Here is a 23,725-nt window from a genome sequence, read left to right on the forward strand (position 1 = left end):
ACCAGCAATACAACAACCGCGCCGCTTCTTCTTTTCCCCGAAGCGGCCTTGGACTAGCCTCGCTTCGGCGAGGCATTTTTCTTCCATCGGCATTTATAAGATTTTTATATCCGCGGCCCGCCGCCGATCTCGAACGCTTATGCGGTTCGACCGCATATTAATGTCCGAGAGATCCAAGGATCATCTCCAGCCAGAAAGCATAAAAGGTGCCATCCTGAGGATGGCGCCCTTTGTCTTGTCTGACTCCAGAAGAACAACAGGAGTCACGATCGATGATGGACATAGTTCTACTCGCCACAGGAATCGTATTTTTCGCCCTCTGCTTTGCTTACACCAAAGCCTGCGACCGACTTTAACCGGAGAAGCGCCATGACACTCGACCATGACACTCGACTATATTCTCAGTAGTGCCGTCACCGTGTTCCTCACGGTTTACCTCACCTACGCTCTCATTCGCCCCGAACGCTTCTAGAATCGCGCCTCCTCCCAAGGCGCGACCGGCGAAACAAATCGGGTATTGAAAGTTACCTCCCATGACCCTCAACGGATGGCTTCAGATCCTACTTTACTGCGGGATCATCATTGTGCTCGTCAAACCGCTTGGCGGTTACATGACACGCGTCTTCAATGGCGAACGCACGTTTCTCTCACCCGTCCTCGCTCCGATTGAACGGGGACTTTACGCGCTTGCCGGCACCAGCGAACGTGAAGAGCAGCACTGGACTTCATATGCGTTCGCCATGCTGATGTTCAACCTGGTCGGCTTCATCGTCCTCTACGCGCTGCTGCGTATGCAGGACATCTTGCCCCTGAACCCGGCCGGAATGGCTGCGGTTGGCCCCGAACTCTCTTTCAACACCGCCACAAGCTTCGTCGCCAACACCAACTGGCAGAACTACGGCGGCGAAAGCACGATGTCCTATCTCACGCAGATGGCTGGCCTCACCGTACAGAACTTCGTATCTGGCGCGACCGGCATGGCAATCGCCATCGCCCTGATCCGCGCCTTTTCGCGCGCATCCGGTAAGGCGGTCGGCAATTTCTGGGTCGATATGACCCGTGCGACGCTGTACATTCTCCTGCCGATCTGCATCGTGCTGACGCTGGTCTATGTCTACCTCGGCGTGCCGCAGACGCTCGGCCCTTATGTCGACGCGACGACGCTCGAAGGCGCCAAGCAGACGATTGCTCTTGGACCGGTGGCCTCGCAGCTTGCCATCAAGATGCTCGGAACCAACGGCGGCGGCTTCTTCAACGCCAACTCCGCGCACCCCTTCGAAAACCCCGACGCGATTTCCAACCTCCTCCAGATGGTCTCGATCTTCGCAATCGGTGCTGCCTTCACCAATGTCTTTGGACGCATGGTGGGCAACCAGCGCCAGGGCTGGGCAATCCTCGCCACCATGGGCGTACTCTTCATTGTCGGCGTCGGCGTCACCTACTGGGCGGAAGCCGCAGGCAATCCGCTGATGCACGCCTTCGGCCTGCAGGGCGGCAACATGGAAGGCAAGGAAGTGCGCTTCGGCGTCACGTTGTCCTCGCTCTTTGCGGTCATAACAACCGCTGCCTCCTGCGGTGCGGTTAACGCAATGCATGGCAGCTTCACGGCACTCGGCGGGTTGATCCCTCTCATCAACATGCAGCTTGGCGAAGTCATCGTCGGCGGTGTTGGCGCGGGCTTCTACGGCATCATGCTTTTCGTGATCATCGCAATCTTTGTCGCAGGGTTGATGGTCGGCCGCACGCCCGAGTACCTTGGCAAGAAGATCGAAGCCAAGGAGATGAAGATGGCCGTGCTTGCCATTCTTTGCCTGCCGCTTGCGATGCTCGTGTTTACTGCGATCGCCAGCGTGCTGCCCTCCGCCGTCGCCTCGATCGGCACGGCAGGACCACATGGCTTCTCCGAGATCCTTTATGCCTACACGTCCGCTGCGGCGAACAACGGCTCGGCTTTCGGTGGCCTGACCGGCAACACACCCTGGTACAACATCACGCTCGGCCTCGGCATGCTGATGGGACGCTTTCTGGTGATCGTCCCGGCGCTCGCAATCGCAGGCTCCCTGGTCGCCAAGAAGACCGTCCCCGCCTCGGCAGGCACGTTCCCGACCGATGGCCTGCTCTTCGTAGGCCTCCTGACGGGCACGATCCTGATCGTCGGCGGACTGACCTTCTTCCCGGCGCTGGCGCTTGGCCCGGTCGTCGAGCACCTGGTCATGATCGCCGGCCAGACCTTTTGAGGTGAAGCAATGATCCTTCGTCACAAGCTTCGCAAATCCTTCAACGCACGTCCCGGTTCGCCGGGACGTGACAGCCAGCGGATGACCCGCGCCTCCGACATCATTCTAGTGATGCTCGCCGGCCTCCTCGTCATCGTCGCGGTATTTCGGATCCTACACGGCTGATCGCAACACGGTCGCCTTACTCTTTTCAAGCTGGAGTCTCTTATGAGCCAGGCAAAATCAGCGAGCATCATGGATTCTCGCATTCTCATTCCGGCCGTGGGCGCCGCCTTCAAGAAGCTGAACCCGCGCACCCTTGCCAAGAACCCCGTCATGTTCGTCGTAGCAACGGTTTCGGCGCTGACCACGATCCTGTTCGTCCGTGATCTCGTCAGGGGCGGCGGAAATCTTGGCTTTTCCTTCCAGATCAACCTTTGGCTCTGGTTCACCGTGCTTTTTGCCAACTTCGCCGAAGCCGTTGCCGAAGGCCGCGGCAAGGCGCAGGCGGACTCGCTGCGCAAGGCTCGCACCGAAACCCAGGCAAAACTGCTGACGGCCAACAACGGCACCGGCTACCGCCTCGTTCCGGGCACGAGCCTGAAGGTCGGCGATCTTGTCCTCGTCGAGGCTGGCGACATCATTCCCTCGGACGGTGAAGTCATCGAGGGCGTCGCATCCGTCAACGAGGCCGCGATAACAGGCGAGTCCGCCCCTGTCATCCGCGAGTCCGGCGGCGACCGTTCGGCCGTTACCGGCGGCACGCAGGTTTTGTCCGATTGGATTCGCGTTCGTATCAGCGCGGCCGCGGGGCACACCTTCCTCGACCGCATGATCTCGCTCGTCGAAGGTGCCGAACGTCAGAAGACCCCGAACGAGATCGCCCTCAACATCCTGCTTGCCGGCATGACGCTGATCTTCGTTCTGGCCACCGCGACCATCCCCAGCTTTGCAAGCTATGCCGGCGGCTCGATCCCGATCATCATCCTCGTCGCGCTCTTCGTGACGCTGATTCCGACGACCATCGGCGCGCTTCTCTCGGCGATCGGCATCGCCGGCATGGACCGTCTGGTACGCTTCAACGTGCTGGCCATGTCCGGTCGCGCCGTGGAGGCAGCCGGCGACGTCGACACGCTGCTCCTCGACAAGACCGGCACGATCACGCTTGGCAACCGCCAAGCCACGTCCTTCCGCCCCGTTCACGGCATCTCCGAACAGGACCTTGCCGATGCCGCGCAACTGGCATCGCTCGCCGACGAAACACCGGAAGGCCGCTCGATCGTCGTGCTCGCCAAGGAGAAATACGGCATCCGTGGCCGCGACATGGCCAGCCTGAAGGCCGCTTTCGTGCCCTTCACCGCGCAGACGCGCATGAGCGGCGTGGATGTCGAGGGCTCTTCGATCCGTAAGGGGGCCGTCGATGCCGTACTCGCCTATGTTGGCGCCGCATCGGCACCGGCTTCAGGCAATGCAGCGATCGCCATCCGCACCAACACCGAGACCGTGCGGGAACTGCAGGCAATTGCCGACGAAATCGCCAAGGCAGGCGGCACGCCGCTTTCAGTCGCCCGTGACGGCAAGCTGCTCGGCATCATCCAGCTCAAGGACATCGTCAAGGGCGGTATCCGCGAGCGCTTCGCCGAACTGCGCCGGATGGGTATCCGCACGGTCATGATAACAGGCGATAACCCGATGACGGCAGCAGCAATCGCCGCCGAAGCCGGCGTGGACGATTTCCTGGCGCAGGCGACACCGGAGAACAAGCTCTCGCTGATCCGCGAGGAGCAGGCCAAAGGCAAGCTCGTCGCCATGTGCGGCGACGGCACGAACGACGCCCCTGCCCTCGCCCAGGCCGACGTCGGCGTGGCCATGAATACCGGCACGGTCGCCGCTCGCGAAGCCGGCAACATGGTCGACCTCGACAGCGATCCGACGAAACTCATCGAGATCGTCGAGATCGGCAAGCAGCTGCTGATGACCCGTGGCGCGTTGACGACCTTCTCGATCGCCAATGACATCGCCAAGTATTTTGCCATCATCCCGGCGATGTTCCTGGCCTTCTACCCGCAGCTTGGCGTCCTGAACATCATGGGACTGGCCACGCCACAGAGTGCCATATTGTCGGCCATCATCTTCAACGCGCTAATCATCGTCGCGCTGATCCCGCTCTCCCTGAAGGGCGTGAAATACCGCGCAATCGGCGCCGGCGCGCTCTTGTCCCGCAATCTGCTGATCTACGGTGTCGGCGGTATCATCGTCCCGTTCATCGGCATCAAGGCGATCGACATGGTCATCACAGCCATCGGTCTCGCCTAAGGAGTTGACATCATGTTGAAAGAACTTCGTCCGGCAATAGTAATGATCGTTGCCACCACCGCCATCACCGGACTGCTCTATCCGCTCGCAATGACGGGCGCTGCGCAGGCACTCTTCCCGTCGCAAGCCAATGGCAGCCTGATCGAGAAGGACGGCCACGTGATCGGCTCGACCCTGATCGGCCAGGCCTTCACCGGCGAGAACTACTTCCACGGCCGTCCCTCGGCAGCCGGCGACGGCTACAATGCCGCCAGCTCCAGCGGTTCGAACCTCGGCCCAACCAGTCAGAAGCTCATCGATCGCGTGAAGACTGACTACGAAGCGGCCAAGGCGACCAACCCGAATGTGGAGGTGCCGATCGATCTCGTGACGGCTTCCGGCAGCGGCCTTGATCCGCACATCTCACCCGAAGCCGCCTACTTCCAGATACCGCGCGTCGCCAAGGCGCGCGGCATGGATGAGGCAAAGCTCAAGACGATTGTCGATGCCGCCGTCAATCACCCCGAACTTGGGTTCCTCGGTGAACGCACGGTCAATGTTCTGGCATTGAATCAGTCTCTTGATGCTTCTATCTCTCAGTAAAATTGAAGGCCCCGGGCGTCTGCGCGCACCGGGGCTTGCTCTTCAGAAAGATTGACACGCATGCCGGAAGACAACCGCGACAAGGTTGGAAGGCCCTCGCCCGACGCGCTGCTAGAGAAAGCGCGCCAGGAGACACGTGGCCGTCTGAAGATCTTCCTGGGCGCCGCGCCCGGCGTCGGCAAGACCTACGAGATGCTGGAATCGGGCCGTGCCAAGATGTCCGATGGCGTTGACGTGGTGATCGGCATCGTCGAGACCCACGGGCGCAAGGAAACGCAAGCGCTCGTCAATGGCTTTGAAGTCATTCCGCGCGTCAAGATCGACTACAAGGGCCGCCCGCTTGAGGAGATGGATATCGACGCTATCCTCGCCCGCCAACCGCGCCTCGTCCTCGTCGACGAACTTGCCCATACGAACGCCGAGGGCAGCCGCCATCCGAAGCGCTATCTCGACGTGAAGGAGCTGCTTGACCGCGGCATAGACGTCTATTCGACACTGAACATCCAGCACGTCGAGAGCCTGAACGACGTCGTCTCGCAGATTACCCGCATCCGAGTGCGAGAGACCGTCCCGGATTCGATCATCGATATGGCCGATGACGTCGAGATCATCGACCTGACGCCGGATGATCTGATCAAGCGGCTGCACGACGGAAAGGTCTATGTTCCGAAGACTGCCGAACGGGCTCTGACCAATTATTTCACGCCCGGAAACCTGACTGCGCTGCGCGAACTGGCATTGCGCAAGACCGCGCAGCGTGTCGACGACCAACTCCTGACCCACATGCAGGCGCATGCCATCGCTGGTCCCTGGGCCGCAGGTGAGAGGGTCCTTGTATCGGTTGATCAGCATCCACGCTCGGCCTCGCTGGTACGCTATGCCTCGCGAATGGCCTCGCGACTGCGGGCACCGTGGGCGGCCGTCTATGTCGAGACCGGTCGTTCCATCAATCTGACTGAAACCGACCGTGACACAATTGCGGCCACACTTCGATTGGCCGAACAGCTCGGCGGTGAGGCGATCACCATTCCCGGCCGTGAGGTCTCCGAAGAGCTGGTCCGCCACGCCGCAGCCAACAACGTTACCCACATCGTCATCGGCGCCCCCAACAAGCCGACGTGGCGTGACTGGCTTCACCGCTCCATAGCCGACGATCTGATCCGGACGTCAGGCAATATCAGCGTCCATGTGATTTCCGGCAGCGAGACGGTGGGAACATCCGCGCGCGGCGTCGGAGCCGCACCGTCCGTGCCCGACTTCAACATCCAGCCCTATCTCTCCGCGACAGCCTATGTGGTTGTCGCGCTCATCGCCGGCGTGGTGCTCGATCAGGTTCTTGATGTCCGCAACCTTGCCCTCGTGTTCTTGATGGCGGTGCTAACCTCGGCGGTCATCCACGGGCTGCGCCCAGCGCTCTATACCTGCATCATCAGCGCGCTGTCCTTTAACTTCTTCTTCCTGCCGCCCCGCTACACGCTGACGATCAGCGATCCGGAGAGCGTGCTTGCGTTGTTCTTCTTCCTGGGCGTCGCTGTCATCGCCAGCAACCTGACGGCAACGGTCCAACGCCAGGCGGCTGCTGCCCGGCAGCGTGCCAGGACGACGGAAGACCTCTACCTCTTTTCCAAGAAATTGGCCGGCACCGGCACGCTCGACGACGTTCTCTGGGCCACCGCATTCCAGCTGGCATCGATGCTCAAGGTCCGCGTTGTCCTTCTACTGCCGGAAGAAGGCACCATCGCCGTCAAGGCCGGTTATCCGCCGGATGACACACTCGACGAGGCAGACATTGCCGCCGCCCGTTGGGCCTGGGAGCACAATCACGCCGCAGGCCGTGGCGCCGATACCCTGCCCGGTGCCAAGAGGCTCTATGTACCGCTGCGAACCGGTCGTGCCGCCGTCGGTGTCATCGGCCTGGACAATGACCGACGCGACGGCCCTCTGCTGACCCCCGAGCAGCAACGCCTTCTCGACGCATTGGCCGATCAGGCGGCGCTTGCGATAGAGCGCATTCAACTCGTGGCGGACGTTGACCGCGCCAAGCTGGCTGCCGAGGCCGATCGTCTGCGCTCTGCGCTCCTGACCTCGATCTCGCACGACCTGAAGACGCCGCTCGCGGCCATCCTTGGCGCTGCGGGCACTCTGCGCGATTACCGCGATTCCATGTCGGTTGAAGATCGTCTGGATCTGTTGTCGACCGTCGTCGACGAGTCGGAACGGCTCAACCGCTTTATTGCCAACCTGCTTGACATGACGAAGATCGAGTCCGGTGCAATGGAACCGAACTATGCGCTTCACTACCCGGGTGACATTGCCGGAAGCGCGTTGCGCCGCGCCGAGAAAATTCTCGCGCACCACAAGACCGTCATGACGATTCCTGCAGATCTGCCGATGATCCGCGTCGATCCGGTATTGTTTGAACAGGTGCTGTTCAATTTGCTCGACAATGCGGCCAAGTATGCGCCGCAGGGGTCGTCGATCCGTATCGATGGGCGGGCGGACGAATACAATGTTGTGATTGAGGTTTCAGACGAGGGTCCGGGCATTCCGCCGGCGGACTTGGACCGCGTCTTCGATACATTCTATCGGGTAAGCAAAGGGGACCAGGTTCGCGCGGGAACGGGCCTTGGCCTGTCCATCTGTCGCGGCTTTGTCGAGGCGATGGGCGGCACGATCACGGCCCGAAACCGCTCCGATGGTTCGGGTGCTGTCTTCACCATCCGTCTTCCAAAACCAAACGAGATTCCGAAATTGGATGAGCTAAAATGACCGGTTCAGCCGTAAAAATCCTCGTCGTGGACGACGAGCCTCCAATCCGCAAGCTGCTTCGCGTTGGCCTCACCGCACAAGGCTACGAGGTGCACGAAGCGCCAAACGGCGTGGCGGCGCTGCAGGCAGCGAAGGATGATCCACCGGATCTGATCGTGCTCGACCTTGGCCTGCCGGACAAGTCGGGCCATGAACTGCTTCAGGAATGGAGAGGCGCGGGCCTTGCCTTGCCGATCGTGATCCTTTCCAGCCGGACCGATGAAACCGGCATCGTCAAGGCGCTCGAAGCGGGAGCGGATGACTATCTGACGAAGCCATTCGGCATGAACGAGCTCGGAGCCCGGCTGCGTGTCGCCTTGCGTCATCGCTTGCAGCAGCAGGGTGAGCGGGCGATCTTTCAGGCTGGTGGCCTGTCGATTGACCTCGTCAAGCGCATCGTCAAGATCGACGGCAGGGAAATCAAGCTCTCGCCGAAGGAATACGACATTCTGCGGGTCCTCGCCCAGCACGCAGGAAAGGTCCTCACCCACCAGTTTCTGTTGAAGCAGATCTGGGGGCCCGCTGCCGACGTACAATACCTGCGTGTCTACGTGCGACAGCTGCGCCAAAAGATGGAGCAGAGCCCGGACCAGCCCCAATACATCACGACTGAAACCGGCGTCGGATACAGGCTGAAAGAAGCGGATCCGCCAGCAGCCTGAATCGGCCTATCGGTAAGCGCGCTCCGACAGTGCGCGCATGCCCAATCCGACCATCACTTCATGAGCGATGCGGCGGCGCATCGGATTGTGCAACCGGATCGCCGTCGAACCGAGGAAATCCGTCTCTATGTGATCGAACGCCTTCAGCTCCTGTGAAGTCATGATCGAATGCGAGTAGAATGCGTGGAAAGCGTTGCGGCAGACATAGGTCTTGTATTTCGTCAGGCAGAAAACCGAGAAGCGGCCGGCCTCTTCACGCAGGAAATCGGTCACCCCGACCGTGACCTCCGGCCAGGCGGGATTGAAGGTATCGTCGAAGACGATGATCCCATGCTCCGCAAGCGACCCGGCAGCAAGACGACTGTCGGCCGCGACGTGGTGCAGCATGTGGCCGCCGTCGATACTGAAAAGGCGGACCTTGCCGGCCCTTTCAATGATGTCCTCCGGCCTGAGCAGCGTGCTGTCGCTCTTGACGACGCGCTCTGCATCCACGGAAAGGCCCAGTTGGCGGCCACCCGCCACGAAACGGTCATATTGCGTCGCGCCGTGCTCGGGTTTCAGGATATCGAAGGGATCGATCGCCACGATCTTCTCGGCCTCTCCGCAGATCTTTCGCATCAGGAAGTAGGATCGGCCGTAGTAAACGCCGATCTCGGCCAAGCCACCTTGCAAGGATGCTGATTGCTGTGCCCGCAGAACGGCAAGAAATACCAGCGCGTCAGGCGGATCAATGTATCCTTCAATCGCCTGAAGATCATGGAAGATGAATTTTCTTATCGATGAATTCATTGAACTGTGCTTCCAGATTCATCAACAGAGGCACCGAAGAAGAAAATTTCTTGCAGAAATCACGAAGAGAAGTCAATTCTATTTAAAATCATGCGAAAGCAGTATTTATAGATACGCTTGGTTGCAGGAATGATCAAAAGGGGTCTGCTGTTCTATTTAAAAATATTGTCGTGTCGAGCATTGCCGAACAGTCGATCGCGCCTGAAAAGCTTTGCGCGATCAATTTGCTAATGCCATCGTCGACAAAACGAGGCCAGCGTCCCTCCCCCGTTCGTTTCTTTCTTTTTCTTGCCATCGACCTGCCTTAAGTCTTCTCTTCATCCGAAACGAGAATTGAAGGTGGTGCATGGCAGGTGAAACGGTTCTGGTCGTTGGCGGCGCTGGGTATATTGGCTCGCACACGTGTCTCGATCTTGCGAACAAGGGCTTCAAACCGGTCGTTTTCGACAATTTCTCAAACGGTCACCGCGAGTTCGTAAAGTGGGGACCCGCGGAAGAAGGGGATATCAGGGATCGGGCGCGCCTTGACGAGGTCCTGGCAACGCACAAGCCAGCCGCCATCTTGCACTTTGCCGCGCTCATCGAAGTCGGCGAATCGGTCAAAGATCCGGTTGCCTTCTACGAGAACAACGTCATCGGCACACTGACGCTCCTGGCCGCTGCCCAGGCGGCTGGCGTCAAGGCATTCGTCTTCTCGTCGACCTGCGCGACCTATGGCTTGCCGCAGAGCGTGCCGCTCGACGAGACGCATCGTCAGGTGCCGATCAATCCGTACGGCCGCACGAAGTACATCGTCGAGCAGGCGCTTGCCGACTACGACAAGTACACGGGCTTCCGATCGGTCGTGCTTCGCTATTTCAACGCTGCCGGGGCCGATTTCGAAGGCAGGATCGGCGAGTGGCACCAGCCGGAAACGCACGCCATACCGTTGGCGATCGACGCCGCCCTTGGCCGCCGCGAAGGCTTCAAGGTGTTCGGAACCGACTACGAGACGCGCGACGGCACCTGCGTCCGCGATTACATCCACGTCCTCGACCTCGCCGATGCCCATGTCCGCGCCGTCGAGCATCTGTTGCGCGGCGGCGAGTCGGTTGCTCTCAACCTCGGCACCGGCACCGGGACGACCGTGAAGGAGTTACTCGGCACCATCGAGCGCGTCTCCGAGCGTCCGTTTCCTGTGGAATATGCCGGCCGCCGAGAAGGCGACTCGCACACGCTGGTTGCCAACAACGACAAGGCGCGGGAGATTCTCGGTTGGACGCCGCAGTATGATTTGTCTCAGATCATCCGATCGGCGTGGAACTGGCACGCAAAATCAAACCAACACTAAAATGCAACCATGACCGGTCGACCGAACATTCTCCTGATCACCGCGGACCAGTGGCGTGGTGATTGTCTGTCAGCGACCGGGCATGCCTGCGTCAGGACGCCGAACATAGATGCGCTGGCGGCGGTAGGCGTATTGTTTGCACGCCACTACGCCGGCGCCGCTCCATGTTCGCCGGCACGAGCCACGCTCTACACCGGTCTCTATCAGATGAACCACCGGGTTTGCCGGAACGGCTCACCCCTCGATGCCCGATTTGACAATCTGGCGTTGGCGGCGCGGCGGGCGGGCTATGATCCGACGCTGTTCGGTTACACCGACACCGCACCCGACCCCCGCGGCCTGGATCAAAACGACCCGCATCTGACGACCTATGAGGGATTGTTGCCCGGTTTCACGGCCCGGCAACTCCTTCCCGAACATGAAAAGCAATGGCTCTCCTGGTTGCGCTCGCGGGGGCACGCTGAAGCGCATACCCGCGACATCCACATTCCTGTTGGCGCGCGGCGCGGCGAGATCTCGAACGCGGCAACAGCCTATTCGAAGGACGAGACGCAGACGGCGTTTCTCGCAGGAGAGTTTATCCGCTGGCTGGGCGAGCAAGATGCGCCTTGGTTCGCGCATGTTTCGTTCCTGCGTCCCCATCCGCCATTTTCGGCCCCGCCTCCATACAACGACCTGTTCAGCCCGGAGGACGGTCCGCATTTCGCCCGGGCGAAAAACCATGAAATAGAACAGAGCGCACATCCTTACCTGTCCTATGCCATGCCGAGGGCAAGGAAGGGTAACTTCATCTACGGCGCAGCCGGTCGCGTCAACGACTGGGAAGACAGCGACTTCGGCGCGATCCGCGCCATCTATTATGGCATGATTGCCGAGGTCGACGCGCAGCTCGGGCGTGTTTGGAGCGCATTGAAGGAAGCCAGGGCCTGGGATAACACGCTGATCATCTTCACCTCCGACCACGCCGAGATGGCGGGCGATCACTGGACGCTCGGCAAGGGCGGCTTCTTCGACGGCAGCTATCATATCCCGCTTGTCATCCGCGACCCGCAGGCCGCCACGCGGGGCAGCGTTGTCGAGCGGTTTACGTCCGCGGCAGACATCTTCCCGACATTGTGCGACCGCCTGAATATCGAGCCGGAGAATGGTGTGGACGGACAATCGCTCCTGCCGCTCATGCGGCGCGAGCCGGGAAATTGGCGCGAAGCAGCCTTCTGGGAATTTGACTTCCGCGATATCGCCACGCAGGAGCCGGAAACTAATTTCGGATTGCGGTCGAACGAATGCAATCTTGCCGTCATCAGGGATGAGCGCTTCAAATACGTGCATTTCACAGCACTGCCACCGCTCCTTTTCGATCTGCAGGCTGATCCGATGGAATTGAACAATCTCGCGTCAGACGAAGCCTATCTGCCGGTGCGGCTTTCCTATGCCGAGAAACTTCTCTCGCTGCGTGCCCGCCATCTGGATCAGACGCTAGCCTTCACCGAACTTACCGAGAAAGGGCCGGTCAAGCACCGGCCCTGAGCTTCGTCACGCGAAGCGACCGAGATAGTCCATCTTGCCGACCGGAACGCCCTGGTTGCGCAGGATCGCGTGAGCCGTCGCAATATGGAAGAAGAAGTTCGGCAGCGCGAAGGTCATGACATACTCGTCGCCGCGGAACGTGATCTTGTTGCCTCCTGGAGACAGAGTGATCTCACGCGTTTCCGTTCCCTCGAGTGCAGCCGGCACAACGGCCGCAAGGTAGGCTTCTGTCTTGGTAACACGCGCACGCAACTCGGCGATCGTCGCTTCGTTATCCTCGAATTTCGGAGCCTCGCTGGCGGTCAGTCGCGCAATCGCCAACTTGGCGCTGTCGGTCGCGCGCTGATACTGGCCTGCAAACGGCAGCATGTCCGAAGATAGCCGCGCCGCAACGAGATCCGCGCCATCGATGCCTTTTTCTTTGGCGAAGGCCTCGGCTTTGTCGAGATAGGTCTTCAACGTCTCAAGGCCACGTTGGAAGACGGGAACGGTTGATCGATACATCGAGATCGGCATCAGTTTCTCCTTGGAAGGGCAGCGAAACTGCTGCCGCTGGCGCGGCCAATATAGTCATCGACATCGCGCTTTTCAGTGCCTGGCAGCTATCTTGGCGAGATTTTCGCCAAGCGCCGGCGGCCTCATCCTTCAATTGGACTTGACGCCTCCCATAGAAAATGGAATGAATATTCCGTGATACAAATTTCACGGTTCGTTTGTTCCGTTTCTTGACGGATGGCCAACGGGAGATGGCACGCAGCGAACAAGATACTGGCTTACGGGCATGGCCCGAAGCTCCGGCGTGAGGAGGGTGCAGCCGGACACCGCTTTGTGGAGGAAAACAAAATGAAGAAATTTATCATGGGTACTGCCATGGCGCTCGTCCTGTCGACGGCCGCTCACGCTGAAACCGTTGGCGTCTCGATGGCGCTGTTTGACGACAACTTCCTGACCGTCCTGCGAAACGGGATGCAGGACTATTCCAAGACCCTGAAGGGCGTGACGCTGCAGGTTGAAGACGCCCAGAACGACGTCGCGAAGCAGCAGAGCCAGATCCAGAACTTCATCGCATCCAAGGTTGACGCGATCATCGTCAATCCGGTCGACACCGACGCTACCGCCGCCATGTCGAAAATCGCGGCTGATGCCGGCATTCCGCTCGTTTACGTCAACCGCGAACCGGTCAACGTCGACAGCCTTCCGGATAAACAGGCCTTCGTCGCTTCGAACGAGCAGGAATCCGGTACGCTTGAAGCCAAGGAAGTTTGCCGCCTGTTGGGAGGCAAGGGTAAGGCCGTTGTCATGATGGGCGAACTCTCCAACCAGGCTGCACGCATGCGCACCAAGGACGTCCATGACGTCATTGCGACGGACGAATGCAAGGGCATCCAGATCATCGAAGAGCAGACGGCCAACTGGTCCCGTACTCAGGGGTCCGACCTTCTGACCAACTGGCTCTCCAGCGGTCTCGAGTTCGATGCCGTCATTTCGAACAACGACGAAATGGCGATCGGCGCCATTCAGGCCCTCAAGGCGGCCGGCAAGGACCTCAGCAAGATCGTGATCGGCGGCGTTGACGCAACGCAGGACGCACTCGCCGCGATGCAGGCCGGTGATCTCGATGTGACGGTCTTCCAGGATGCCGCAGGGCAGGGCAAGGGCGCGCTTGATGCGGCCCTGAAGCTCGCGAAGGGCGAAAAGATAGAGAAGAAGGTTTACATTCCTTTCCAGCTCGTCACGCCTGAGAACGTCAAGGACTTCGTCGCGAAGAACTAACGTTCGGAGAAATCGGGATGCGGGACAGGGTTCCGCATTCCTTCCCTCAGTCCGTGTCCGGGAGGAGATGAGATGGTTGTCAGCCCGTCTACAATGGCCGCAGTGCGCCAGAGCGGCGCTGTTCCGAATGCGGAATACCTGTTGAGCGCCGAAGGTGTCCGGAAGGAGTTCCCGGGCGTTGTCGCACTTGATGATGTTCAGTTCCGGCTGAGGCGCGGCACCGTGCATGCCTTGATGGGCGAAAACGGCGCCGGCAAGTCGACACTGATGAAAATCCTCGCCGGCATCTATATTCCTGACAAGGGCGAAGTACGCCTCAAGGGCGTTGAGATCCAGCTCAAATCGCCGCTCGACGCCTTGGAAAATGGCATTGCGATGATTCATCAGGAGCTGAACCTGATGCCCTATATGACCGTCGCCGAGAACATCTGGATCCGTCGCGAGCCAACGAACAAGTTTGGCTTTGTCGACCACGCAGCCATGTTCCGCCAGACCGACGAGCTGTTTCGCCGGCTGAACATCGACATCGACCCGGAGATCCAAGTCCGCGAACTTTCCGTCGCCAGCCGGCAGATGGTCGAGATCGCCAAGGCTGTCTCCTATAATTCCGACGTCCTGATCATGGACGAACCAACGTCGGCGCTGACCGAGCGCGAGGTCGAACACCTCTTTCGGATCATTCGCGACCTCAGATCTCAGGGAATCGGCATCGTCTACATCACACACAAGATGAACGAGCTGTTCGAGATTGCCGACGAGTTCTCGGTGTTCCGCGATGGCCGCTATATCGGCACTCATGCATCAACAGATGTCACCCGCGATGACATCATCCGCATGATGGTCGGCCGCGAGATCACCCAGATGTTCCCGAAAGAGGACGTGCCGATCGGCGACGTCGTCCTCTCGGTCAAGAACCTGTCGCTCAACGACGTCTTCCGTGACGTTTCCTTTGACGTGCGATCGGGCGAAATCCTCGGCGTGGCCGGCCTTGTCGGCTCAGGCCGATCAAACGTCGCCGAGACCTTGTTCGGCGTGACGCCCGCAACATCGGGCACGATCGAACTCTTCGGCAAGAAGACGGCGATCGCCTCGCCGACCGTCGCAATCCGGAACCACATGGCGTTCCTGACTGAGGATCGCAAAGACACGGGCTGTCTGCTGATCCTCAGCGTTCTCGAGAACATGCAGATCGCCGTTCTCCAGGACAGGTTCGTCAAGGGGGGCTTTGTGCAGGAAAGCTCGATCGAGGCGACCTGCGAGGACATGGCCAAGAAACTCCGAGTGAAGACGCCCAACCTCGATGAGCGCGTGGAAAACCTGTCCGGCGGCAATCAGCAGAAGGTTCTGATCGGTCGCTGGCTGCTGACGAATCCGAAAATCCTCATTCTCGACGAGCCGACCCGTGGCATCGACGTCGGCGCGAAGGCTGAAATCCATCGCCTGGTGACCGAGATGGCGAAAAACGGAGTGGCGGTGCTCATGATCTCGTCGGAAATGCCCGAAGTGCTGGGCATGAGCGACCGCATCATGGTGATGCACGAGGGTCGGGTGACCGGTTTTCTCAATCGCGACGAAGCAACGCAGATCAAGGTGATGGAGCTTGCCGCGCAGTAACGCGGCCTCCGGCAACCGAAGGGAGGATATCATGAATACCAACGCAGCTGAGGTAGCAGCCCCGCTTGCAACGCGCGCGCGCAGGCGGCGTGTCCCGCCCGAGCTCAGCATTTTCCTTGTCCTGGTCGGCATTGCACTTGTCTATGAAATTCTCGGCTGGATCTTCATCGGCCAGAGCTTTCTGTTCAATTCGCAGCGCCTGACGATCATGATCCTGCAGGTCTCCGTCATCGGCATCATCTCGGTGGGCGTGACGCAGGTGATCATTACCGGCGGCATCGACCTCTCATCCGGCTCCGTCGTCGGCATGACGGCGATGATTGCGGCAAGCTTCGCGCAGGCATCGACCTGGCCACGGGCGCTCTATCCTTCGCTGACCGACCTGCCATTCTTCATCCCGATCGGCGTCGGCCTCCTCATCGGCCTAGCGGCTGGCTTTATCAACGGGCAGCTGATTGCAAAGACCAAGATCCCGCCATTCATCGCCACGCTCGGCATGATGGTTTCGGCACGCGGCATTTCGAAGTGGTACACCAAGGGCCAGCCGGTTTCGGGGCTCACCGAACAGTTCAATTTCATCGGCACCGGCATCTGGCCCGTCATCGTCTTTCTGGTCGTGGCACTGATCTTCCACATTGCGCTCCGCTATACGCGCTACGGCAAGTTCACCTATGCGATCGGTGCCAACGTGCAGGCTGCGCGCGTTTCCGGTATCAATATCGAAGCTCACCTGATCAAAGTTTACGCCATTGCCGGTCTCCTTGCAGGCCTTGCGGGCGTCGTTACGGCAGCCCGCGCCCAGACTGCGCAAGCTGGCATGGGCGTCATGTACGAACTGGACGCTATTGCCGCGGCTGTCATCGGCGGTACGTCTCTGACCGGCGGCGTCGGCCGCATCACCGGCACGGTTATCGGTACGATCATTCTTGGCGTGATGACCTCTGGCTTCACCTTCTTGAGGGTCGATGCCTACTACCAGGAGATCGTCAAAGGCCTGATCATCGTGGCCGCCGTCGTGATCGACGTCTACCGCCAAAAGAAGCGCGCCAAGCACTGACGAAAAACCCTTCGGAACGGGAGCCTCGGCTCCCGTTTTTTGTTTCTGCTAACTATTGCTGCGGAACAGCAAAATTTCTGAAAAAAGAGGTGGCGTATTCTGCCAGCTTTTCTATTCTGCGCTCTTCATATCGCCCGCCCGGGCACACAGGAACGCAGATGCAATTCGTATTCGACGGCCATAACGACGTCCTCCTTCGGCTTTGGACACATGAAAGGGATGGCGGCGATCCAGTCGCTGAATTTTCAAACGGAACAGATTTGGGCCACATAGATGGCCCGCGCGCCAAGGCTGGCGGACTGGCCGGTGGCCTCTGCGCAATCTACGTGCCGTCCGGCGATCTCGTTTTTGCCGATCCCGACAAGAACGGCCACTACGTCACGCCGCTCGCTGCACCCCTCGAGCCGCTGTCCTCGCTGAACATCGCCGCAGAAATGGCTGCTATCGCACTGCGCCTGGACCGCGCCGGTGCCTGGCGCCTCTGCCGCACGGTAAAGGATATCCGCAAGGCCATGGCTGACGGGCTCTTCGCGGCCGTGATGCACATGGAAGGCTGCGAGGCCATCGGACCGGACCTGGCGGCGCTCGAAGTATTTTATGCCGCCGGCCTGCGTTCGCTGGGACCGGTATGGAGCCGCCACAATATCTTCGGCCACGGCGTGCCCTTCGCCTTCCCCATGTCCCCGGACACCGCGCCCGGTCTCACCGAGGCAGGCTTTGCCCTCGTGCGCGAATGCAACCGCCTCGGCATCCTGATCGATCTGGCGCACATCACCGAGAAGGGCTTTTGGGACGTCGCCAAGACGACCGATCAGCCGCTCGTTGCCAGCCATTCCAACGCACACGCGTTGACGCCAGTCGCCCGCAACCTCACCGACAAGCAGCTCGACGCCATCAGGGAAAGCCGCGGCCTCGTCGGCGTGAACTACGCGACCGCGATGCTGCGCAGCGACGGTCGCTCCGATGGCGATACGCCGCTGAGCGATATGGTGCGCCACATCGACTACCTCGTGGAGCGCGTCGGCATCGACTGTGTGGCGCTCGGTTCGGACTTTGACGGCGCGACGATCCCCGAGGAAATCGGGGACGCCGCAGGGAACCAGAAGCTGATTGCCGCCCTCCAGCGCGTTGGCTATGGTGCGCGAGATCTCGAAAAATTGGCCAGCGGGAACTGGCTGAGGATTCTGGCTTCGGCGTGGGGAGAAGAAAACGCCTGAGCCCGCCTAAAGCTTTGCATTGAAATGGAAAACAGGGGAACCAAAAACCATGATAGTCAGCAAATTCAACCGCACATTCCGTCAACTTTCGGCAGGCGCTGCTCTGTCGATCATGATGGCAGTTGCACCGGCCGCTTTCGCGGAAACGCCGAAGGACACGCTGGTTGAAGGCTTTGCCTTCGACGACATCATCACCATGGATCCGGGCGAGGCGTTCGAGCTGTCGACGGCCGAAGTCACGAGCAACACCTACAGCCTGCTCGTCCGTCTTGACATGAACGACACGTCCAAGGTCAAGGGCGACCTCGCCGACAGCTGGACGGTATCGGATGATGGCCTGACCTACACCTTCAAGCTCAAGCCCGGTCTGAAGTTTGCCTCCGGTAACCCGATCACTGCTGACGACGTCGCGTGGTCCTTCGAGCGCGCCGTGAAGCTCGACAAGAGCCCCGCCTTCATCATCACCCAGTTCGGCATCAATGGCGACAACGTCACCGAAAAGGCGAAGGCGACGGATGAAAACACCTTCGTCTTTACCGTCGACAAGCCGTATGCGCCGAGCTTCGTGCTGAACTGCTTGACGGCAACCGTTGCCTCTGTTGTCGACAAGAAGCTCGTTATGGATCACGTCAAGTCCGTGACGCCGAGCGCTGATTACAAATATGACAACGACTTCGGCAACGAATGGCTGAAGACCGGTTACGCGGGCTCGGGCGTTTTCAAGCTGCGCGAGTGGCGCGCCAATGAAGTTGTCGTGATGGAGCGCAATGACAACTACTACGGCGACAAGGCGAAGCTCAATCGCGTCATCTATCGCTTCATGAAGGAAAGCTCGGCGCAGCGCCTGGCGCTGGAAGCCGGCGATATCGACACCGCCCGCAACCTGGAGCCCGGCGATCTCGATGCAGTCGCCAAGAACGCCGATCTGACGACCGTCAGCGCTCCGAAGGGTACGGTCTATTACGTCAGCCTGAACTCCAAGAACGAAAACCTGAAGAAGCCGGAAGTCCAGGAAGCCTTCAAGTACCTCGTCGACTATGACGCGATTGGTTCGACGCTGATCAAGGGCATCGGCGAAATCCACCAGACCTTCCTGCCGAAAGGCCAGCTCGGTGCGCTGGATGAGAAACCGTATAAGCTCGATGTGGCCAAGGCCAAGGAACTGCTGGCGAAGGCTGGCCTGAAGGACGGCTTCTCGGTGACGATGGACGTTCGCAATACGCAGCCGGTAACGGGTATTGCCGAATCCATGCAGCAGTCGCTCGCCCAGGCTGGCGTCAAGATGGAAATCATCCCCGGCGACGGCAAGCAGACCCTGACGAAGTTCCGCGCGCGTACCCACGACATGTACATTGGCCAGTGGGGCTCGGACTATTTCGATCCGAACTCGAATGCCGATACCTTCACCACAAACCCGGACAACTCGGACGCCGGTACCGTCAAGACGCTCGCATGGCGCAACACCTGGGAAGCACCCGAGCTCGACAAGGAAACGAAGGCTGCACTGCTGGAACGTGACGGCGCGAAGCGCGCAGCCAAGTACGAGGACATCCAGAAGAAGTTCCTCGCCAACAGCCCCTTCGTGATCATCTTCCAGCAGATCGAAGTGGCAGGCGCCCGCAAGAGCCTCAAGGACTTCAAGCTCGGCCCGAGCTTCGACACCAACTATGTCGGCCCGGTCGGCAAGGAATGATCCGGCAGGATTGATCCGTTGAGCATCGTTGAAACAGAGATGGAGGCACGGCCCAAACAGGGCCGTGCTGTTCCCATTGCCAAGGCGGTCGGGCGATTTCTTGTCGCCGCCGTCACGACTTATCTTGGCCTTCTGGCCGTAACCTTTTTCATCGGCCGCGTCGTACCGATCGATCCCGTCCTTGCCATTCTCGGTGATCGTGCGCCCACGCATGTCGTCGAGCGCGTCCGTCGCGAGCTCGGTTTCGACCTGCCGCTCTACCAGCAGTTCTACATTTATCTGAAGAGCATTCTGTCGGGTGACTTCGGGACCTCCGTCCTGACCACCAATCCCGTCATGGTCGACATTAAGCGCGTGTTTCCTGCAACGATCGAGCTCGCGACGCTCGGGACCATCATCGGCTCGGTCATCGGCGTGCCGCTCGGCGTGCTGGCTGCCGTTCGACGCGGCAGCGTCGCCGACCAGGTTGTCCGCGTCATCGGCCTGATCGGTTATTCCGTCCCGATCTTCTGGCTTGCGCTGATCTCGCTTGTGATCTTCTACGCGCAATTGCGATGGGTGGCCTTCCCGGGCCGCATCGATATCGTATTCGAGTACAGCTTTACGCCGGTAACCGGCTTTTATCTGATCGACAGCGCCATGCAGGGACAGTGGGACGTCTTCTACGACGTCTTCCGCCACATCATTCTGCCCGCCTCGCTGCTCGGATACTTTTCGCTTGCCTATATCAGCCGCATGACGCGCAGCTTCATGCTCAATGAGCTCAGCCAGGAATATGTGGTTGCCGCACGCGCCAAGGGTTTGTCGGAGACCCGAGTGATCTGGGGCCATGCACTGCGCAACGCCGCCGTGCCGCTCGTCACTGTCATCGCGCTTTCCTACGCCGGTCTGCTCGAGGGTTCGGTACTGACAGAGACGGTTTTCTCCTGGCCGGGCATCGGGCTCTACATCACGAATTCCCTTCAGAACGCCGACATGAACGCTGTTCTCGGTGGCACCATCGTCATCGGCACGGTTTTCATCGGCATCAACCTTTTGTCCGATCTTCTTTATCGGACGCTTGACCCTAGGACCCGAAGCCGATGACGGTTCCCGCAAATCAATCAGCGCCGATGAGCCGCCGCGAGTGGCTGCTTTCCGATCGGCCGCGGTCGCGCAGACAGGCGCGATTGGGCCGAGCCTACGTGACCTGGCGCCAGTTCACCGCAAATCGCCTGGCCGTCGTCGGTTTGCTGATCATCATCGCCCTCCTGTTCGTGGCTGCGTTTGCGAACGTGCTGGCAACCCATTCGCCTATCGTTGGCGACCTGAAGAATGCGCGGCTGCTGCCGCCCGGCTCTGAGGGCTACTGGCTTGGCACAGACGACCAGGGCCGTGATATCTATTCGCGCCTTGTCTATGGCGCCCGCTTGACGTTGCTGGTCGTCGTTCTCGTTGCTGCCATCTCGGCGCCGATCGGTCTGATCGTCGGTACGGTGTCGGGCTACGCTGGCGGCTGGGTCGACGCCACGCTGATGCGCATCACCGATATCTTCCTGGCTTTCCCCAAGCTGGTTCTGGCCCTCGCCTTCGTTGCGGCGCTCGGACCTGGTATCCAGAACGCGATCATCGCGATTGCGATTACGTCTTGGCCGCCCTACGCTCGCATTGCACGCGCGGAAACGCTGACCGTTCGTCGCTCTGACTACATCTCCGCGGTCAAGCTGATGGGCGCATCACCTCTGCGGATTGTGGTCCGGCATGTGATGCCGCTCTGCCTGTCCTCACTCATCGTGCGCGTGACGCTCGATATGGCTGGCATCATCCTGACAGCCGCCGGTCTCGGTTTCCTCGGTCTCGGCGCGCAGCCCCCGCTTCCGGAATGGGGCGCAATGATCGCGTCTGGCCGGCGTTTCATCCTGGACCAGTGGTGGGTGGCAGCCATGCCGGGCTTTGCGATTCTCATCGTCAGCCTCGGCTTCAATCTTCTCGGCGACGGCCTGCGCGATGCGCTCGACCCCAAGGAGAGCGGCCAATGACCGATCTCCTCACCGTTCAAAACCTCAAGGTCAGCTATCCCACACGTACGGGCGTGATCGAAGCCGTTCGCGGCGTCTCGTTTACCCTTGGCAAGGAACGCCTCGGCATCGTCGGCGAATCTGGTTCCGGCAAGTCCCAGACGGGGCGCGCCATTATGGGCCTGACGCCGAAGCACGGCATCGTGTCGGCCGACAAGCTGGATTTCAACGGCATCGATCTTCTCGCCACATCCGCCAAGCAACGTCGGCAACTGCGCGGCAAGCGCATCGCGATGGTCCTGCAGGATCCGAAATATTCACTCGATCCCGTCATGTCGATCGGCCGGCAGATTTGCGAAACGCTGAGGACGCACGAGAAAGTCGGCAAGGCGGAGGCGCGCGATCGCGCTCTCGCCATGTTGGAGGCCGTGCAGATCCGTGATCCGAAGCGAGTGTTCGACCTCTATCCGCACGAGGTCTCCGGCGGCATGGGTCAGCGCGCCATGATCGCCATGATGCTGATTGCCGATCCGGAACTGTTGATTGCCGACGAACCGACCTCCGCACTGGATGTCACGGTTCAGCTCGACGTCCTCAGGATTATGGACCGACTTGTGTCGGAGCGCGGCATGGGGCTGATCTTCGTGTCTCACGATCTGCGTCTTGTGTCCTCCTTCTGCGACCGCGTCATTGTTATGTATGCCGGCAAGGTCGTCGAGGAACTCAAGGCATCCGATCTCAAGAATGCGCGCCACCCGTACACGCAGGGCCTGTTGAACTGCATGCCGCAAATCGGAGAAAATAGGCATCCTCTGCCGGTTCTGGATCGCAAGCCGGAGTGGGCCGCATGAGCATTGCACTTTCGGTCGACAAGTTGAGCGTGATCTATGATCACTTCCACGCCCTGAAGGACGTCAGCGTCGATATCGAGACCGGCGAGTCATTCGGCCTGGTCGGCGAATCCGGATCCGGAAAGTCGACGCTGCTCCGTGCCGTTGCCGGCCTGGCGCCGGTAGCAAGCGGTTCCATCAAGATCCATGGCGATCTGCTCGTCGGCACGAAACGGTCGAAGGCCTTTTACAGGCAGGTGCAGATGGTCTTCCAGGACCCGTACGGATCCCTGCACCCGCGCCAGACCATCGATCGCCTCCTGCTCGAGCCGCTGGCAATCCATGGCATCAGCGACAGCGACACGCGGATCGCGCGCGCCCTCGACGAGGTCGGACTTGGAAACGGCTTCCGCTTCCGCTACCCGCACCAGCTTTCCGGCGGTCAGCGCCAACGCGTCGCGATCGCCCGTGCGTTGATTGTCGAGCCCTCCATCCTTTTGCTTGATGAGCCGACCTCGGCGCTTGACGCTTCCGTGCAAGCCGAGGTTCTGAACCTCCTCGAACAAGTGCGGCGTGATCGCAATCTGACCTTCGTTATGGTCAGCCATGATCTTGGCGTCGTCACCCATATGTGCGATCGCCTTGCTGTGATGCGAAACGGGACCGTCGTCGAGCGCCTAACCTCAGCTCAGCTGGCACAGGCGGCCGTGACGGAGGACTACACGCGAAATTTGATGATTGCCAGCAAGGGCTTCGTCAAAGCCTGAAAGGCAATCCCTTCAACAATTGATTTCGCTGACGCTCGCTGAGCCTCAGCGTTAACAATCAGCTAAAACACGACCATTCAACTAGACTATTGACACTCGCCTTACTTCTGTCATGATCCCGTTAACGCCCGTTAATTTTCGTGATCATGGAGATCAGGCATGTTTTTTCTCGGCGGCATGACCATGGGATACCTGCACCCCCCGGCCAAGACCGATAGAGAAGCTGCAACCACGACATCCATTCCCGCGGAGAAGGATCGGCGGCTTCTGGAAACACAGGTGGCAACGGTCAAGCCGCACCCGGGTGCAATAGAGGACCGTTCCTTGCTTTGGGCTTGGCGAACCCTCGTCTAATCACCAGAGGCGGATTTTTTACACTCCCCTGGCAGGACAGAATTTTATCTCTACCTATCAGATAGAGAAAATACAAAAATGCGATCTACAAAAAGAAAAGCGGAGAAAACGGAGGCAGCACATGGYAGATCTGGGTATCCCGCACGCTCATGTAAATCAGTATCGTCCCGCGCAGACCGCGCGGCCGGCCACG

21 protein-coding genes are annotated in these 23,725 nt (G+C 59.9%); 19 read left to right on the top strand and 2 right to left on the bottom strand.

What is annotated here, in order from left to right:
• Nucleotides 1-382 precede the first annotated feature (382 nt).
• The 7 genes from kdpF to AC1DE4_RS10265 all read left to right on the top strand — a co-directional run bounded on the left by kdpF (nucleotide 383) and on the right by AC1DE4_RS10265 (nucleotide 8,584).
• Nucleotides 383-472 carry a K(+)-transporting ATPase subunit F gene (gene kdpF, locus AC1DE4_RS10235; RefSeq protein ID WP_037214584.1) on the top strand — a complete coding sequence of 30 codons (90 nt, stop codon included), beginning with the start codon at nucleotides 383-385 and terminating at the stop codon, nucleotides 470-472.
• Between the two features lie 61 nt (nucleotides 473-533).
• Nucleotides 534-2,237 carry a potassium-transporting ATPase subunit KdpA gene (kdpA, locus tag AC1DE4_RS10240; RefSeq protein WP_477881247.1) on the top strand — a complete coding sequence of 568 codons (1,704 nt, stop codon included), beginning with the start codon at nucleotides 534-536 and terminating at the stop codon, nucleotides 2,235-2,237.
• Nucleotides 2,238-2,246: 9 nt separating this feature from the next.
• The gene (locus AC1DE4_RS10245) at nucleotides 2,247-2,402 is read left to right on the top strand and encodes a hypothetical protein (protein WP_183754971.1); all 156 of its coding nucleotides are present in this window, start codon (nucleotides 2,247-2,249) and stop codon (nucleotides 2,400-2,402) included.
• A 42-nt stretch (nucleotides 2,403-2,444) separates the two neighbouring features.
• Entirely contained in the window at nucleotides 2,445-4,532 is a 2,088-nt protein-coding gene (gene kdpB / locus AC1DE4_RS10250) for a potassium-transporting ATPase subunit KdpB (protein WP_477881249.1), read from the top strand.
• A gap of 12 nt (nucleotides 4,533-4,544) precedes the next feature.
• A complete protein-coding gene (gene kdpC, locus AC1DE4_RS10255; RefSeq protein WP_025657981.1) occupies nucleotides 4,545-5,114 on the top strand; it encodes a potassium-transporting ATPase subunit KdpC in 570 nt (189 codons plus the stop codon).
• Nucleotides 5,115-5,174: 60 nt separating this feature from the next.
• Nucleotides 5,175-7,883 carry a sensor histidine kinase gene (locus AC1DE4_RS10260; protein ID WP_025657980.1) on the top strand — a complete coding sequence of 903 codons (2,709 nt, stop codon included), beginning with the start codon at nucleotides 5,175-5,177 and terminating at the stop codon, nucleotides 7,881-7,883.
• Complete coding sequence (locus tag AC1DE4_RS10265; protein WP_025657979.1) at nucleotides 7,880-8,584, top strand: response regulator transcription factor; 705 nt, start codon at nucleotides 7,880-7,882, stop codon at nucleotides 8,582-8,584. Before AC1DE4_RS10260 ends, AC1DE4_RS10265 begins: the two co-directional genes overlap by 4 nt.
• 6 nt (nucleotides 8,585-8,590) lie before the next feature.
• Here the strand turns inward: AC1DE4_RS10265 and AC1DE4_RS10270 are convergent, their stop codons facing one another.
• A complete protein-coding gene (locus tag AC1DE4_RS10270) occupies nucleotides 8,591-9,373 on the bottom strand; it encodes a class I SAM-dependent methyltransferase (RefSeq protein WP_025657978.1) in 783 nt (260 codons plus the stop codon).
• A gap of 346 nt (nucleotides 9,374-9,719) precedes the next feature.
• On the opposite strand from AC1DE4_RS10270, the gene galE reads away from it, so the two are divergent.
• Both galE and AC1DE4_RS10280 read left to right on the top strand, forming a co-directional pair.
• Nucleotides 9,720-10,703, top strand: coding sequence for a UDP-glucose 4-epimerase GalE (gene galE, locus AC1DE4_RS10275; RefSeq protein ID WP_062373811.1), 984 nt, complete (start codon nucleotides 9,720-9,722; stop codon nucleotides 10,701-10,703).
• A 9-nt stretch (nucleotides 10,704-10,712) separates the two neighbouring features.
• Nucleotides 10,713-12,230 carry an alkaline phosphatase family protein gene (locus AC1DE4_RS10280; protein ID WP_477881253.1) on the top strand — a complete coding sequence of 506 codons (1,518 nt, stop codon included), beginning with the start codon at nucleotides 10,713-10,715 and terminating at the stop codon, nucleotides 12,228-12,230.
• Between the two features lie 6 nt (nucleotides 12,231-12,236).
• On the opposite strand, the gene AC1DE4_RS10285 is transcribed toward AC1DE4_RS10280, so the two are convergent.
• Complete coding sequence (locus AC1DE4_RS10285; RefSeq protein WP_025657975.1) at nucleotides 12,237-12,746, bottom strand: DUF1993 domain-containing protein; 510 nt, start codon at nucleotides 12,744-12,746, stop codon at nucleotides 12,237-12,239.
• Between the two features lie 327 nt (nucleotides 12,747-13,073).
• Between AC1DE4_RS10285 and AC1DE4_RS10290 the strand changes: the two genes are divergently transcribed.
• The 10 genes from AC1DE4_RS10290 (at nucleotide 13,074) to AC1DE4_RS10335 (ending at nucleotide 23,532) form a co-directional block, all read left to right on the top strand.
• Nucleotides 13,074-14,003 carry a sugar ABC transporter substrate-binding protein gene (locus AC1DE4_RS10290; protein ID WP_025657974.1) on the top strand — a complete coding sequence of 310 codons (930 nt, stop codon included), beginning with the start codon at nucleotides 13,074-13,076 and terminating at the stop codon, nucleotides 14,001-14,003.
• 72 nt (nucleotides 14,004-14,075) lie between these two features.
• The gene (locus tag AC1DE4_RS10295; RefSeq protein ID WP_025657973.1) at nucleotides 14,076-15,617 is read left to right on the top strand and encodes a sugar ABC transporter ATP-binding protein; all 1,542 of its coding nucleotides are present in this window, start codon (nucleotides 14,076-14,078) and stop codon (nucleotides 15,615-15,617) included.
• Nucleotides 15,618-15,648: 31 nt separating this feature from the next.
• Complete coding sequence (locus AC1DE4_RS10300) at nucleotides 15,649-16,674, top strand: ABC transporter permease (protein WP_018858914.1); 1,026 nt, start codon at nucleotides 15,649-15,651, stop codon at nucleotides 16,672-16,674.
• A gap of 158 nt (nucleotides 16,675-16,832) precedes the next feature.
• Nucleotides 16,833-17,891: a dipeptidase gene (locus tag AC1DE4_RS10305; RefSeq protein WP_025657972.1), complete on the top strand. Its 1,059-nt coding sequence runs from the start codon at nucleotides 16,833-16,835 to the stop codon at nucleotides 17,889-17,891.
• Between the two features lie 49 nt (nucleotides 17,892-17,940).
• Nucleotides 17,941-19,584: an ABC transporter substrate-binding protein gene (locus AC1DE4_RS10310; protein ID WP_477881257.1), complete on the top strand. Its 1,644-nt coding sequence runs from the start codon at nucleotides 17,941-17,943 to the stop codon at nucleotides 19,582-19,584.
• A gap of 18 nt (nucleotides 19,585-19,602) precedes the next feature.
• Nucleotides 19,603-20,670 carry an ABC transporter permease gene (locus AC1DE4_RS10315; protein ID WP_477881259.1) on the top strand — a complete coding sequence of 356 codons (1,068 nt, stop codon included), beginning with the start codon at nucleotides 19,603-19,605 and terminating at the stop codon, nucleotides 20,668-20,670.
• Nucleotides 20,667-21,602 (top strand): ABC transporter permease, encoded by a 936-nt coding sequence (locus tag AC1DE4_RS10320; RefSeq protein ID WP_025657969.1) that lies wholly within the window; start codon nucleotides 20,667-20,669, stop codon nucleotides 21,600-21,602. Before AC1DE4_RS10315 ends, AC1DE4_RS10320 begins: the two co-directional genes overlap by 4 nt.
• Nucleotides 21,599-22,432, top strand: coding sequence for an ABC transporter ATP-binding protein (locus tag AC1DE4_RS10325; protein ID WP_025657968.1), 834 nt, complete (start codon nucleotides 21,599-21,601; stop codon nucleotides 22,430-22,432). The genes AC1DE4_RS10320 and AC1DE4_RS10325 overlap by 4 nt, the downstream gene beginning before the upstream one ends.
• Nucleotides 22,429-23,178 carry an ABC transporter ATP-binding protein gene (locus AC1DE4_RS10330; RefSeq protein WP_477881262.1) on the top strand — a complete coding sequence of 250 codons (750 nt, stop codon included), beginning with the start codon at nucleotides 22,429-22,431 and terminating at the stop codon, nucleotides 23,176-23,178. The genes AC1DE4_RS10325 and AC1DE4_RS10330 overlap by 4 nt, the downstream gene beginning before the upstream one ends.
• 159 nt (nucleotides 23,179-23,337) lie before the next feature.
• The gene (locus tag AC1DE4_RS10335; RefSeq protein ID WP_025657966.1) at nucleotides 23,338-23,532 is read left to right on the top strand and encodes a hypothetical protein; all 195 of its coding nucleotides are present in this window, start codon (nucleotides 23,338-23,340) and stop codon (nucleotides 23,530-23,532) included.
• Nucleotides 23,533-23,725 lie beyond the last annotated feature (193 nt).

It is taken from the genome of Rhizobium sp. 10N414, from assembly GCF_056394785.1.

What these genes read in the sequence shown, in the direction of transcription:
- kdpA (WP_477881247.1), top strand. Translation starts at nt 534, where the DNA reads ATGACCCTCAACGGATGGCTTCAGATCCTACTTTACTGCGGGATCATC.
- AC1DE4_RS10280 (WP_477881253.1), top strand. Translation starts at nt 10,713, where the DNA reads ATGACCGGTCGACCGAACATTCTCCTGATCACCGCGGACCAGTGGCGT.
- AC1DE4_RS10310 (WP_477881257.1), top strand. Translation starts at nt 17,941, where the DNA reads ATGATAGTCAGCAAATTCAACCGCACATTCCGTCAACTTTCGGCAGGC.
- AC1DE4_RS10305 (WP_025657972.1), top strand. Translation starts at nt 16,833, where the DNA reads ATGCAATTCGTATTCGACGGCCATAACGACGTCCTCCTTCGGCTTTGG.
- AC1DE4_RS10330 (WP_477881262.1), top strand. Translation starts at nt 22,429, where the DNA reads ATGAGCATTGCACTTTCGGTCGACAAGTTGAGCGTGATCTATGATCAC.
- kdpC (WP_025657981.1), top strand. Translation starts at nt 4,545, where the DNA reads ATGTTGAAAGAACTTCGTCCGGCAATAGTAATGATCGTTGCCACCACC.
- AC1DE4_RS10295 (WP_025657973.1), top strand. Translation starts at nt 14,076, where the DNA reads ATGGTTGTCAGCCCGTCTACAATGGCCGCAGTGCGCCAGAGCGGCGCT.
- AC1DE4_RS10260 (WP_025657980.1), top strand. Translation starts at nt 5,175, where the DNA reads ATGCCGGAAGACAACCGCGACAAGGTTGGAAGGCCCTCGCCCGACGCG.
- AC1DE4_RS10290 (WP_025657974.1), top strand. Translation starts at nt 13,074, where the DNA reads ATGAAGAAATTTATCATGGGTACTGCCATGGCGCTCGTCCTGTCGACG.
- AC1DE4_RS10265 (WP_025657979.1), top strand. Translation starts at nt 7,880, where the DNA reads ATGACCGGTTCAGCCGTAAAAATCCTCGTCGTGGACGACGAGCCTCCA.
- kdpF (WP_037214584.1), top strand. Translation starts at nt 383, where the DNA reads ATGACACTCGACTATATTCTCAGTAGTGCCGTCACCGTGTTCCTCACG.
- AC1DE4_RS10300 (WP_018858914.1), top strand. Translation starts at nt 15,649, where the DNA reads ATGAATACCAACGCAGCTGAGGTAGCAGCCCCGCTTGCAACGCGCGCG.
- AC1DE4_RS10335 (WP_025657966.1), top strand. Translation starts at nt 23,338, where the DNA reads ATGTTTTTTCTCGGCGGCATGACCATGGGATACCTGCACCCCCCGGCC.
- galE (WP_062373811.1), top strand. Translation starts at nt 9,720, where the DNA reads ATGGCAGGTGAAACGGTTCTGGTCGTTGGCGGCGCTGGGTATATTGGC.
- AC1DE4_RS10325 (WP_025657968.1), top strand. Translation starts at nt 21,599, where the DNA reads ATGACCGATCTCCTCACCGTTCAAAACCTCAAGGTCAGCTATCCCACA.
- AC1DE4_RS10285 (WP_025657975.1), bottom strand. Translation starts at nt 12,746, where the DNA reads ATGCCGATCTCGATGTATCGATCAACCGTTCCCGTCTTCCAACGTGGC.
- AC1DE4_RS10270 (WP_025657978.1), bottom strand. Translation starts at nt 9,373, where the DNA reads ATGAATTCATCGATAAGAAAATTCATCTTCCATGATCTTCAGGCGATT.
- kdpB (WP_477881249.1), top strand. Translation starts at nt 2,445, where the DNA reads ATGAGCCAGGCAAAATCAGCGAGCATCATGGATTCTCGCATTCTCATT.
- AC1DE4_RS10245 (WP_183754971.1), top strand. Translation starts at nt 2,247, where the DNA reads ATGATCCTTCGTCACAAGCTTCGCAAATCCTTCAACGCACGTCCCGGT.
- AC1DE4_RS10320 (WP_025657969.1), top strand. Translation starts at nt 20,667, where the DNA reads ATGACGGTTCCCGCAAATCAATCAGCGCCGATGAGCCGCCGCGAGTGG.